Annotated in this window: 12 protein-coding genes; 4 read left to right on the top strand and 8 right to left on the bottom strand. The window is 54.4% G+C overall.

Features of this window, described 5'->3' with window-relative positions; genetic code table 11:
* Window positions 1-8: 8 nt before the first annotated feature.
* On the bottom strand, window positions 9-623 hold the full coding sequence (locus tag BP758_RS09645; RefSeq protein ID WP_292370664.1) for a TetR/AcrR family transcriptional regulator: 615 nt from the start codon (window positions 621-623) through the stop codon (window positions 9-11).
* Between the two features lie 184 nt (window positions 624-807).
* Here BP758_RS09645 and BP758_RS09650 point away from each other — a divergent pair, with 184 nt between their 5' ends.
* Entirely contained in the window at window positions 808-2,205 is a 1,398-nt protein-coding gene (locus BP758_RS09650) for an MFS transporter (protein ID WP_292370665.1), read from the top strand.
* 77 nt (window positions 2,206-2,282) lie between these two features.
* On the opposite strand, the gene BP758_RS09655 is transcribed toward BP758_RS09650, so the two are convergent.
* Window positions 2,283-2,858, bottom strand: a complete 576-nt coding sequence (locus tag BP758_RS09655; protein ID WP_292370666.1) for a flavodoxin family protein — start codon at window positions 2,856-2,858, stop codon at window positions 2,283-2,285.
* A gap of 87 nt (window positions 2,859-2,945) precedes the next feature.
* Here BP758_RS09655 and BP758_RS09660 point away from each other — a divergent pair, with 87 nt between their 5' ends.
* Window positions 2,946-3,302, top strand: coding sequence for a winged helix-turn-helix transcriptional regulator (locus BP758_RS09660; protein ID WP_292370667.1), 357 nt, complete (start codon window positions 2,946-2,948; stop codon window positions 3,300-3,302).
* A gap of 332 nt (window positions 3,303-3,634) precedes the next feature.
* On the opposite strand, the gene BP758_RS09665 is transcribed toward BP758_RS09660, so the two are convergent.
* The gene (locus tag BP758_RS09665; protein ID WP_292370668.1) at window positions 3,635-3,970 is read right to left on the bottom strand and encodes a winged helix-turn-helix transcriptional regulator; all 336 of its coding nucleotides are present in this window, start codon (window positions 3,968-3,970) and stop codon (window positions 3,635-3,637) included.
* A gap of 103 nt (window positions 3,971-4,073) precedes the next feature.
* On the opposite strand from BP758_RS09665, the gene BP758_RS09670 reads away from it, so the two are divergent.
* Entirely contained in the window at window positions 4,074-4,508 is a 435-nt protein-coding gene (locus BP758_RS09670) for a nuclear transport factor 2 family protein (protein WP_292370669.1), read from the top strand.
* Window positions 4,505-5,107, top strand: a complete 603-nt coding sequence (locus BP758_RS09675) for a flavodoxin family protein (protein WP_292370670.1) — start codon at window positions 4,505-4,507, stop codon at window positions 5,105-5,107. Before BP758_RS09670 ends, BP758_RS09675 begins: the two co-directional genes overlap by 4 nt.
* Before the next feature lie 230 nt (window positions 5,108-5,337).
* On the opposite strand, the gene BP758_RS09680 is transcribed toward BP758_RS09675, so the two are convergent.
* From BP758_RS09680 to BP758_RS09700, 5 genes are all read right to left on the bottom strand, one after another.
* Window positions 5,338-6,714 carry a PQQ-binding-like beta-propeller repeat protein gene (locus BP758_RS09680; protein WP_292370671.1) on the bottom strand — a complete coding sequence of 459 codons (1,377 nt, stop codon included), beginning with the start codon at window positions 6,712-6,714 and terminating at the stop codon, window positions 5,338-5,340.
* 79 nt (window positions 6,715-6,793) lie between these two features.
* Complete coding sequence (locus BP758_RS09685) at window positions 6,794-8,140, bottom strand: PQQ-binding-like beta-propeller repeat protein (RefSeq protein ID WP_349680507.1); 1,347 nt, start codon at window positions 8,138-8,140, stop codon at window positions 6,794-6,796.
* A 61-nt stretch (window positions 8,141-8,201) separates the two neighbouring features.
* Complete coding sequence (locus tag BP758_RS09690) at window positions 8,202-10,862, bottom strand: hypothetical protein (protein WP_292370673.1); 2,661 nt, start codon at window positions 10,860-10,862, stop codon at window positions 8,202-8,204.
* Window positions 10,863-11,002: 140 nt separating this feature from the next.
* Entirely contained in the window at window positions 11,003-12,127 is a 1,125-nt protein-coding gene (locus BP758_RS09695; RefSeq protein ID WP_292370674.1) for a hypothetical protein, read from the bottom strand.
* Complete coding sequence (locus BP758_RS09700; RefSeq protein WP_292370675.1) at window positions 12,124-13,170, bottom strand: hypothetical protein; 1,047 nt, start codon at window positions 13,168-13,170, stop codon at window positions 12,124-12,126. The genes BP758_RS09695 and BP758_RS09700 overlap by 4 nt, the downstream gene beginning before the upstream one ends.
* Window positions 13,171-13,199 lie beyond the last annotated feature (29 nt).

Below are 13,199 nucleotides of genomic sequence, written 5' to 3' on the forward strand. Positions count from 1 at the left end.
GCAATAACCTAGAGGGAGGACCGGAACATTCCCTCTTGTGTACCAAGGGTCCGTTCCATCAGTACCCGTGATGCGGCAATCTTTTTCTTCCGCTCAACAGGATCGCGTGTGTTCCTGAGCTCGCGGTTCAGGTACAGGCTGACAAAAAAAAGGATCTCGGCAGTCTCATCCGGGTAGTCCGTGTTGAACTGTCCTTCCGCTACACCCTGCCGTACGATTTGCTGGACAACAGACAGGAGCTTTGCCTTTATCTGGTTGACATACTCTGCCCGCCCGCCAAGCGACCGGTCAATTGAGGCGCCTCCGACAAGTCCCATCTTTTTTTTGGAGAGATCGATAAGCGCATCTGAGATCATCAGCAGTTTGTGAGGGGCATCCGGTGTCTGGTCGTTTGCTACCCGGGAAACATATTCGCTGACACGGTCCAGGTACCGATCGATGATGGCCCGGGCCAGGTCGTCCTTGGAAGCAAAATAATAATAAAAAGTACCTTGTGCGATGCCGGCTTTGCGGATAATGTCGCTTGGGGAAGTATGGTCGTATCCCTTTTCGATAAAAAGCTGCTCTGCGATAGCCATAAGTTCCGCTTTGCGTTCATCGGGGCTTTTGGTTATCCTGGCCATTCTCTTTTTCCACCCTTAACCTGACAGAGTGCCGGTAAATACCATTTTGGATCTGGCGATAATAATATATTGTTATTACCGACAATATGTTACTGACAAACTGTCAGTCAAGTAAAACGCACAGCAGGATCTTTTGGGAAAATGTACCGGGATCTTATTCGCCGGTTTTTGGAGGTACGGATTTTTGGATACCGGCAGCTCAGTCCCGTCCGATAAAAGCAGTACCGCATTTGGGTGGCGGTTTGTAGCGCCCCTGTATATCGGTTCTGCACTCAACCCGGTCAACAGTTCTTTTATTGCAACCGCGCTTGTGTCGATTGCATCTGCCGTGAACGTTACGGTGGGACAGACCGCAGTTCTTGTTGCAGCACTCTATATGGCATGTGTCGTTGCCCAGCCGGCAGCCGGGAAATTATCGGAAACATTCGGGCCGCGGAGGGTATTTTTGGCAGGCATCCTTGCCGTGCTTATAGGGGGTTTTGTCGGAGGATTCGGCCATGACCTCGCAACACTGATCGTATCGCGGATCCTTATCGGCATTGGTACTTCCACCGGCTATCCTTCGGCAATGCTCATCATCCGGAACCGGGCAGAATCGGCAGGGCTCACTAAAACCCCCGGTAACGTGCTTGGCGGCCTTATGATTGCAGGTATGGCGACGGCAGTTATCGGCCTGCCTATTGGCGGATTCCTGGTATCTGCGTGGGGCTGGCAGAGTGTATTTTTAATAAATATCCCGCTCGCTCTTCTCGCACTCGCTATGGCATTGTTCTGGATACCAAAAGATCCTCCGTGCACACCGGTAAAATCCGCCCGGGAGGTTGCAGAACGCATCGACCTTGCCGGCATCGCGATCTTTTGCTGTACAATGGCTGCGCTTCTTCTCTTTCTCCAGTCGCTGCCGGATCCGGCATGGGCAGTGCTTGGCGTTGCCATCCTTACGGGTCTGGCGTTTATCTGGTGGGAACAGCATGTGCGCCGCCCGTTCATCGATGTCCATCTGCTGGTTTCAGACCGGCCTTTGATGCTTACGTATGTGCGTTTCGCCCTGGCCAATCTCTGCGTCTACACCATATTGTATGGGGTAACGCAATGGGTCCTTGTTGCCAAAGACGTTTCTGCTGCTGAATGCGGACTCCTGATCGTACCGATGAGCCTTGCATCCGTGGTTATTGTCTTGCCGGTTTCGCGGCTGAATATGGTACGCACCCCGCTTATCGTGTCTGCTGTCGCCTGCCTTGCGGGATCCCTTGGCCTGCTCCTCGTGGTCTCCGCCACCCCCCTGATCTGGATAGTCCTCGTTACCGGATTCTTTGGGATTACTATGGGGCTGTGCATCAGTGCGAACCAGACCGCACTGTATACCCAGGTCACCACGGATCATATCAGTACGGCGTCAGGGCTGTTCCGTACCTTCGGGTATCTCGGTTCGATTGCTTCTTCGGCACTTATAACGATATTTTTCACCCCTGTTGTCAGCGATCGGGGCCTGCATGGTATTGCTGCGATTATGGTCATCTTCAGCATTTCAGGGCTGGCCATTGTTCTTGCGGACAAAAAAATCATGGCCCGGCCGGACTGACGAAAAAGAAACAGCCGCGATCGTTTCGTTCCTGTATGTACAGAGAACCAATGTCCCGCCGGACTATAAAAGAAAGATCAGTCTTTGACCTTTTTAACAAACCAGGCAATGTTCTCGCCCAGCTGTCTCATTGTGTCGATGCCTTCCTCGTCCGATTCAACCTCCCCGGGCATGAACCCTTTTGCATTGTTCCAGTACCGTGACCCGGCAGAGAACATCCCGCTGATCGTAAAGTAATGCATGATAGCGTCCACGGCCGAGACCGCCCCGGACCGGCGCTCGGCTGCAACCGCGGCGCCAAGTTTCTGCCGGAACATATCGTCGTTTGCCTTCCCGACCAGAAACGCCCGGTCCATAAAGGCTTTGATCTCCGGTGTTACCCCGGCAAAGTACGTTGGTGTCCCAATAACTACCGCATCGGCTTTTTGCATCTTTTCGATGCACTCGTTTACCAAGTCCTTTGTCTGGATGCAGCGCCGGTCTTTCTTCTCCAGGCATTTCCCGCATGCAAGACATGGATGAATCTGTTTTCCGCCAACCTGGATGATTTCGGTCTCTATCCCGGCAGTTTCAACCGCATCGAGAACGTGCCGGATCAGGCGGTACGTGTTGCCGTCCTTATGGGGACTTCCGTTGAATGCAATGACTTTCATGTGAGCCTCCCGGATATTTTCCCTTCAAGTACCTTTTAGGTAGTCAGTATAATATAGTAACCAGTAATCATAGTGTAACTGTGTAACATGAAGAGATCGAAAAAGAACGGTGCGTATCACTGCGAGATTGAGGCGGCCTTTGCGGTCATCGGGGGGAAATGGAAGGCCGGGATCATCTGGCATATCGGGAAGGAGCGGCCGCGATTCAACCAGCTGCGCATTCCCCTGGGGACGATAAGTCCCCGGATGCTTGCAAAACAGCTCCGCGAACTCGAAAGCGACGGCCTTGTGACCCGGACCATGTACCCCGAGATCCCGCCCCGCGTGGAGTACGAGCTGACCGATGCGGGAAAAGCGCTCATCCCCATACTTGAAGAGGTCACCAGGTGGGTAAGGGAATACTGCCCAAAGACGGCCCGGCAGATCGAAAAGTCCCGGGAATGAATCTGTTCCCTACGGTATTCCGGCGCCAAATCTCGCCCGGATTCCCATTCCCGGCACCGAATCCGGGCCCGTATCGGGCTCTGTTTAAAAAGGAGCTCAAACAGGTTGTATTTTTGCAATCGGACAAAATAAAACGATCACATAGCGTCGATCCTTTGCCTGTTTATGGCCCCGGTCGGTCGGGACGTTTGAGAAAAAGAGGCTGCCGGAACGCGTTTATGGCCCGAATAACAGCATTATATGGAGCTTAATTTGGGAGCATTTTGGCGAATGGGGCGATTATATCCGGCATTTCCCGCGCAAACCAAAAAGGAGGGTTTTACGGTCGTATTTCAGGAGGGTTTTTTGGGTACATGCTCCGCTCCCCACGTTGCCATCATCTCCAGGATGGGAACCAGGCTTTCCCCCTTCTCCGTCAGGGTATACTCAACCCTCGGCGGTATTTCCGGGAATTCTTCGCGGTGGAGCAGATCCTCGCGTTCAAGGGCGCGTAACTGCTGGCTTAAGATCTTATCCGAAATTGTTGGCAGCCTCTTTTTGATCTGCCCGTACCTCTGCATCTTCTCGTTTTTGATCAGCCAGAGGATCACCCACTGCCACTTCCCCCCGACAATCGAAACGGTATAGGACATCGGGCAGATCAGCGGATCGACAGGCCCATCCCTCATGCGACAACTCTCCTTTTCGTAAGTATCTCACCTGAATGTTCGTCTGTAGTTTAACTAAATGTACCTTCTTATAACGATCAGGAAAAAAAGAGTGATGCCCGGTATGGCTGACAAGTTTTCGCCAGCAATCATTGCTGCACAAAAGTACCTGACGGTGGTACAAGGCGCCTCCCTGGAGGTCTGGATGGATATCTGGGCCGAAAATGCTGTGGTGGAATTCCCCTACTCCCCGGACTCATATCCCCGGCGGCTGGAAGGCAGGGATGCCATTTATGCCTATTACAAAAATATCGCATCAGCCTTTGAACTGCGCACGGAGCACCCCCCTGTGGTGGCCTGCCCGTCATCAGATCCCCGGGTTGCGATCTTTGAAATATCCATGGGTTTTTTCATCCGGTCGACCGGGAATGAGTATCTCCAGGATTATATCTGCGTGGTAAAAGTCCGCGGAGACGGGCGGATCGTTCTCTGGCGCGAATATTCCGATCCGCTCCGTGCGCTTAAGGCCATCCATCCGGACAGGGTGAACCCCCCATGAAGGTAGTGGGGATCCTGGGCAGCCCGCGCCCGGATGGCAACACGGCAACACTCCTCTGCCATGTGCTGGAAGGAGCAGCCGCACAGGGCGCCACGACAACAACGATAGCTGCATACCGGCTCGCGGTCCGCGCCTGCACAAACTGCGATGCCTGCAAACGCACCGGGAAATGCGCAATAAACGATGACATGCAGGAGATCTACCAGCGGATCAGCGAATCCGATGTGGTAATCTTTGCGTCACCAAATTACATGGGCGGGATCTCCGGGCATCTCAAACCGGTCATCGACCGGCTGTACCGTTATTTCACGGTGACCGGGACAGGGGAACTGGCAACAACAATTTTCCCCTCAAAAAAAGCTGCACTGCTCATTACCCAGAATTCCCCCGGTGATAACAGGTACTACGTCGAAGCATTTACCCCGCTCCGTGGCATTCTCCATCTCGTCTTCCAGGGAAGTTTTGACCCGGTACATGAATCGCTCCTGGTGCCACTTCTCCTTGCTCCCGCCATGCAGGGAAAAAACAGTGTGACGGAGAACCCGAAGTTATTGCAGGAAGCGTACGCGTTCGGTGCCGGGCTGGTGCGGGAAAAATGACCCCGGCATGAGCCGTGTCCGCTGCCAGCGGCCGGGCCCGTGCTCACCCGGGTCACCGGCTAACCATAATCCCCCCGGACGTACGGCGCAGGATAAAAAGATCCTCCCCCTCTGATGATCGAGGGTCATCTTTTTAGAAATACCCGGGACATCTGGCCGGTTGTCCACGCGGGGGCACAAAACCCGTTCCTGCGCACGAAAAAAGCGCCGCAGGCCTTTTAAAAAACCGGTTACTGCCGCTTCCATGCCATGATCCCGAAGGCCAGGACCACGGCGCCGAGCGGGGCGTACTGGAGCGGGGCATGTTGTGTTGCCTGGTGAACCGGAGCAGTTGTAATGGCTGTACTGGCGATTGCGACCGTTGCCCGAGACGTCGGACTTCCTGTATCCGTGGCCCGGATCGTTGTTGGAACGGTTGCCAGAGGAGATGAGTTCGCACCGATGGCATACAGGTTCTTATCATTACTCCCGACATAGACAATCCCGTTTGCCACCGCCGGGGACGAATCCACCTTATCCCCCGTAGCGAACCTCCACATCTCTTTCCCCGTCACCGCATCGATAGCATACAGGTTCTTATCCTCGCTTCCGACAAAGACAATGCCGTTTGATACCGCAGGTGATGAATCCACCTTATCACCCGTAGCGAACCTCCACTTCTCTTTTCCTGTCATGGCATCGATCGCATACAGGTTTTTATCCCAGCTCCCGACATAGACAATGCCGTTTACGACTGACGGGGACGAAATAACCCGATCCCCTGTAGCGAACCGCCATTTCTCTTCTCCCGTCATGGCATCGATTGCGTACAGGCGTTTATCTTCATTCCCGACATAGACAACACCGTTTGCCACCGCCGGGGATGAATACACCCAGTCTCCCTTCGTGGTCCGCCATTTCTCTTTTCCCGTCGCAGCATCGATGGCATACAGGTTTTCATCGCCACACCCCAGATAGACAATCCCTTTCGCAACCGCCGGCGATCGATCCACATAATCTCCCATAACGAACCGCCACCGCTCTTTTCCCGTTATGGCATCGATTGCGTGCAGGCTTCCGTTTGTACCCTTGAGATCGTACCGGCTTTCATCGGCGTTACCCGCATATACAATCCCATTCACCACTGCCGGGGCTGAGTACACCCAGCCCCCCATGGCAAATCTCCATTTTTCCTTTCCGGTCGCTGCATCGATCGCATACAGGTTCTTGTCTTCGCTCCCGACATACACTGTGCCGTCCGCGAAAGTCGGGGACGATAATATGTGATCTCCCGTAGTGAATTTCCACTTTTTGTTTCCTGTCACCGCGTCAATCGCGTACAGGTTCTTATCGTTACTCCCGACATAGACAACACCGTCTGCCACGGAGGGGGATGAATAGACTCCTTCACCGGTAGCAAAATGCCAAAGTTCCGAATTTCCCGGTTCAGTACCTGCGTTGCCATAAACTCCGGTATGCTCCGGATTTGCCCGGAACTGTGAATCTCCGGCTGAAGCGGGAGCAACAAAAACAAAGAGAAGGGAAGCTATCAGGAACAGAATAAAAAGATGCCCTGAATAAAAATTACTGAACCGTCGTCCGGATAAGGATATATTTCGGTCTGCCATACTTTTTAGCACCTGCGTCTTTGATTTTACGTCTTTCTTTGAGGTTTCACCAAAACTGATTTTTACAAAATGGTGACGATTAATGCCTCTTCAAGATTGCAATTCCCACTGCCACAAAGATCGCCATGGGCAGAGCATACTGGAGCGGAGCCTGCCGGGTTGTCTGTGGGGCCGGAGCCCTTGTTGTGATTATCGCAGTAAGTGTAGTAGTTGCCCGGTATGTCGGAGTTCCGGTATTCGTGACACGGGTAGTGACAGGAGCGGTTGTCAGTGTGCCTGTTGTTCTCCCGATCGCATACAGATTCTTATCATTACTCCCGACATAGACAACACCGTTTGAGATGGCCGGCGACGAGTCCACCCACTCTCCGGTAACAAATCTCCATTTCTCTGTTCCTGTCGCCGCATTGATGGCGTACAGGTTCTTGTCCCTGCTTCCGACATAGACGACGCCGTCAGCCACAGCCGGAGATGAAGCCACACCGTCTCCTGTCGGGAATTTCCATTTCTCCTTTCCTGTCGCCGCATCGATGGCGTACAGGTTCCTGTCCCTGCTCCCGACATAGACGACGCCATCAGCCACAGCCGGAGATGAAGCCACTCTGTCTCCCGTCGGGAATTTCCATTTCTTCGTCCCCGTTGCCGCATCGACTGCATACAGGTTCTTGTCCTCGCTCCCGATGTAGACAACGCCGTCAGCCACAGCCGGGGAAGACCCGGACCGTGCCCCCATCGAATACTTCCAATCCTCTTTTCCCGTGATTGCATCGATGGCATAGAGATTTTTATCTGAACTCCCGACATAGACAACTCCATCAGCCACAGCCGGAGATGAATCTATATAATCTCCCGTAGCAAACCTCCATTTCTCTGTTCCTGTCGCTGCATCGATGGCGTACAGGTTTTTATCCGAATTCCCGATGTAGACAACCCCGTCGGCCACAGCCGGGGACGAATAGACCCACCCCCCCATCACAAATCTCCATTTCTCTGTTCCCGTAGTCGCGTCGACCGCATACAGGTTCTTGTCCTCGCTCCCGATGTAGACAACCCCCCTGGCAACGATCGGCGACGTGTATACATGATCTCCTGTCGCAAATTTCCATTTCATCATCCCTGTCATCGCATCGACGGCGTACAGGTTCGTATCGTCACTTCCGGCATAGACAATGCCGTTTGCCATTGTTGGGGATGAATAGACAATCCCGCCTGTAGCGAAATGCCAGATTTCAGAATTTCCCGGTTCAGTTCCTTCGTTCCCATAAACGCCGGTATGCTCCGGGTTGGCCCGGAACATCGCATCTTCAGCGGAAGCGAGAGGGGCAGAAATCAGGAAAAGAAAAGTAATCAGGAACAAAATAATAGCAGGCCTTGAACAGGGATTACGGAAGCGTCTCCTATAAGGAAGGAAGATCAGATCGGTCATGTTGTTTTACCTCGATTCTTTGACAGTAGGGTCTTCTCGGATATCTGGCAATACAAAAAAATTAGAAAAGGGATCGTAATGCTGTTTCCAGGCTGCGCAGAGAAGTCTCGATCGGTGTCAGCGAGGAGATCTTGCTTCCTGCACCTGTCACCTGGATGGGGATGACAGTATAGGTATCGTCCCGTGCCCCGGTATCGCTGAACGCAGCCACGAGCGCGTCTGCCGCATCGGCGCCCTGCAGGCTTCCCGGCCCGGAGATCCTAAAGAGGTTCGTGCCGTTGTTGAGAATTTCGTTGCGGACATACTCGCCGCTGATATCTATGTCGAACCGGTTGTTCTGCATCGGGTGCTGCACGAAAAGATAGTTCTGTCCTGCGGTGAGTTTTCCCGAGAGCGCCGCATCCACGGTAAAGGTAAAGGTTGCATCAGGATTTACCGGTGTTTTTGCAGTGTACACGGAGTTGTCGCCGATGATCCAGACCTGGACTTCGGGGACCTGTCCCTCCGCCGTCCCGGTGACCGTGAAGGGCTGGCCCGGTATCACGGACGATGTGGAGGGCATGGCCATGATAAAGGGTTTTTTTACAATGATCCCGACATTTGCGGCATCCGGCTGGTCCGCTGTTTCCGGCCCGTCAGCCGCATAGATGGTATAGGTCCCGGCATCGAGCGGGAGATCTGCCGTGTACCAGGAGTACTCCCAGGAGTTATCCGGTTTTGTGGCTGCTACCGTAAAGGTGTCCGAGCTCCCGCTTGCCGCAGCAGTTTTCGGGGAGGTAAGTTTTACCCCGGATACCGCCAGATTGGGCCCGGTCAGGAAAAGGTACGTTGAACCCGAACGGGTATTCTTTCCCCTCAGGACAACTTTTTCTCCCAGGTAATAGGACTGGGTGCCGTCCGCGGAGATCGTTACTCCGGAACCCGCAGGGGAAGTGGACCCGGCACTGGTAACTTTGAAAGGGATGATGGTGTAGGTGTCATTGGTATACGAATCATCGTTGGCATTCTGGGTGGTAATTGCGGTGATGAGTGCGTCTGCTGCATCGCTGCCCTGCAGATTCCCGGGGCCGGTGATCTTAAAGAGGTCCGTCCCGTTGGCAAGCTTCAGGTCGCGGACATATGCCCCGTTTACCACAAAGTCGAACTTGTTGTCTGCCATCGGATGCTCTACGATGAGGTAATTCTGCCCTTCCGGGAGATTTCCTGACATTGCCGCACCGGCAGTAAAGGTAAAGTCCCCATCAGAACTTACCGGTGTTTTTGTCGTAAACGCATACTTATCGCCGAAGATCCAGACCTGAACCTCGGGAGGGATTCCTTCTGCAATCCCGGTTACGGTAACCGGCTGCCCTTTTACAACATTCAGGGACGACATATTTGCCGTAATATACGGCTTTTTCAGGGCTATCCCGACATCGGCGGCACCGGAGTCCGGCTGGTCAGCAGCTTTTGGCTGGCTTTCTGCATAAACAGTGTACGTACCGGCGTCCACATTGAGATTATCGGTGTACCAGGAATATTCCCATGTTTTGTCCGGTTTCGTGGTTACTTCGGTAAATGTGTCCGGGTTCCCGCTGACTACCGCCTGCAGGGGGGAGGTAAGTTTTCCCCCGCTGGCGGGAATGCCGGGGCCGTTCTTGAATGTGGTGGGGCCGGTCATGAAAAGGTATACGGTACCTGCGGTGGAGCTCTTGCCCCGCAGGATCACTTTCTCACCCTGGTAATAGGAATGGCTCCCGTCAGCAGAGATTGTTACCGCTGCACCGGTAGATGTACCGGATGCCGGGGCGGCGGCCGGACTTCCTGCATTGGCGATCTTGAAGGGGATGATGGTGTACGTGTCATTGGTATATGTGGAATCGTGTGTCTCCCGGGCGCTGATTGCAGCGACGAGTGCGTCTGCCGCATCGCTCCCCTGCAGGCTCCCCGAGCCGGTGATTTTAAAGAGATCCATCCCGTTGTTCTGCTTTACGTCACGGACAGAGTCGCCGCTTACCACAAAGTCGAATGTGTTGTCCGCCATCGGGTGCTGCACGACAAGATAGTTCTGCCCTGCGGGCAGGTTCTCTGACAGCGCTGCATTACCCGTGAAGGCAAAGGAAGCATCGGGATTAACCGGGGTTGTTGTATGGTATGCGAAGTTATCGCCAAAGATCCAGACCTGGACAGAGGACTGGTTCCCGTCAGTAACCGCAGTTCCGGTAATGGTAAACGGCTGCCCCTGTGTAACCGGTAAAGGAGAGATCTCTGCGGCAATATACGGTTTTTTGATGATGATGCTCGTGGTGCCATAGGGTGTGTCAGCCAGCTGGTCCCCTGCTTTTGGTTCGCTTGCTGCATAAATGGTATACGACCCTGCATCTACCCGGAGACCCGCTGTGTACCACGGGTATTGCCAGGTCTTGTCCGGTTTTGTACTAACAACTGTAAATGTGTCCGCATTTCCGCTGACCACTTTTTGATCCGGGGCCGTCAGTTTCCCTCCACTCTCAGGAAGGTTGGGTCCGGTGATGTACAGGTACGTTGAACCTGTGTCGGTATTTATACCGGAAAGGATTGCTTTTTCTCCCAGGTAATACGCTCCGGCTCCCTGTGCGGCTACCGTGACAACTGGTTTGTCTGCCGCTGATACAGGTAGTGCCAGGAGTACTGTCCCTGCCATGATGCACAGCAGGAAGATCTTCCAGACCGAAAGCGGTCTGTTACTCCCTAATTTTGACATACGTAAATGTATGGATATTTACAATATATATTTGTCGGTGCCGTTTTGTGATCGCGGTTCCCGGGAGCTAAACCCGATTGGGGATATTTACCGGGATTGTATCTGTATTACTACTTCGGCCGGTGACGGGCCAGAAAAAATTACGGGGCCGGTTTTGTCCCGGTGGATTCGGGCATCAGCCCGGTCTTGGCAGCGCGGTAAAGATCCAAAACAGCGATTCCCCCGGCCGTTGCCAGGACAAATGCAACCGTGAGGAGCACGATATTGTAAAGAAGGGCAAGAGCGATCCACGTGGCCGGGGGATGGAAGATGACCGTGTTCCACGGGTCGATGATCCCCGAGGCTGCCTGGAGGAGCACATGTACGAGAAATGCCCCGGCTACGATCGCCGCAAGGAAAAGTACGCAGGTAACAACCCCGGCCCAGGACTTTTTGAGAAGGGCAAAGGAGCCAACAACTGCCTCCCGCACGGATTTCTGCCCGAGCACGATCTGAGGCACGACAAACGGCGTCAGGATAAAGAGGACAAGCGCGATCATGAGGAAATGCAGGGTCTCCAAAACCCCGAACGGGTATACCAGTAATAACAGCGATCGCCCGCCATAGCCCGGAACCTCGGTCAGCATATCCCAGTCAAGCGTCCAGTTGAAGGGGAACTGGTTTATCGTGTTGACAAACGAGCCGTCCATGATAGTATAGAGGAATCCAAACTCATGCGGGAACCAGACAAGGGCAACAAAAACATAAAGCCTGTCGAGCAGGAATGCTGCGAATGCGAGGACCAGGGCCCAGATAAAAAGGGTTTTCAGGTATTTTTTTGCTTCACAGAGTCCCCCAAAGAACGATGCAGGCCCTTCTTTTTTTGAGGATAGATTCAGGACAAGTCCTGCAAGGAGGAAGACGAGCAGGAAGAGCGTGGCAAACGCGAGTACAAAATCCTGAATATAGTACACCATGGTGCCGGGCTGCAGGAACCGGTTGAGGTACTCGAACGCTGCGTGGCCGATGGCGTTTGCCGCGAGCACGAGCCCGGCAAAGAGCGTAAACCAGAGGAGCTGCCGGTTCTGGCAGAGCGTTTTCATCCCCGAAATTGCAGCTCCGATGCCCCGGCGCACAGACCCCGATCCGCTGCCGCCGCCCCCGTCCGGGGTACCCGCGACGGTGTTCCCGGCCGGGAAACCAAAACCCGGCTGCATGATTTGGACCACCGGCGGCTTCCGGCACAGGCCGAGCCAGTACCCGGTGATCTCCTGTACGGAGGTCATTTCGTTTCCTCCCGGGTTTTTGCATACCGGTAGAGGTCGAGCGATGCAATCCCCCCGACCGTTGCGATAATGAGCGTAAATCCGGACAGCGCAAGACTGTACAGGAGGCCGAGCGCAATCCATGCATCGCCCGGGCGCGAGGACGAAATAGTTGTTATACCTCTGGCCACTTCCACCGTGCTGATCCCGGTAAACCGGAAGAGCAGGAACGTGAGCGAGACGGCAAAGAGTACCAGCCCGAGGCAGAGGATGCAGCCGGCCAGCGCTCCCCGGATCTTCTTTGCCAGGGCAAACGACCTATAAACCGCATCTTTGAGGCGCGTTTTCTCAAGCACCAGCAGGGGCACGACAAACAGGGTCAGGAGAACGAGGAGTACGTTGATCGCGGAAAAGACCAGCGTCTGGATAAATGCATTCGGGAATCCCGAGCCCGAACCTGATACTGCCCCGCCGGGGAGGTATGCAGCAAGGACGTCCGGGTTGAGGGACCAGCTGAACGGGTACTGGCCGAACACATTGGAGAGGAAGAGGTACACGTTCCCGTAGATATCGAACGTATGGAACCACGCGGGGATGCTCAGCGAAGCGAGCGTCCAGCCTGCATAAAAGACGAGTGTGCCTGCACCTGCCACGACCACGGACCACCCGGCAAGGGGTAGTACGTGGTTTTTGGCCTGCCTGAGCCCACGCCAAAAAGAGGCCGGGCTGCCATTGTTGCCGGAGAGACTCAAAACAAGGCCGGCCCATACGACCAGGAGGCAGAACACGGTCGGGAGCTCGACGGCAAATGCCACGAACGGCGATCCGATGAGATCGGTCCGGTCGTTCATGCTAAAAGATACGAGTATCCCCTGGACAATGAGATGGCCGGCAAGCACGAGACCGGCAAGGAGCGTAAACCAGAAAAGCTGCGGGTTATGGATCAGGGTTTTCGTGCTGGATACCGCAATGCCGAGTCCCTTGCGGATGTGGCGGGGCCCGCCGTCATCCGGCGGGGAGGAATGGCCGGTGTCCGGCTGGACCGGGACAGCGACCGGAGCCATGCAAAGCACCGGGGGTTTCCGGCAGAGGC

This window comes from Methanoregula sp. UBA64, from assembly GCF_002502735.1.
In the GTDB taxonomy this organism is placed as follows: Archaea; Halobacteriota; Methanomicrobia; order Methanomicrobiales; family Methanospirillaceae; genus Methanoregula.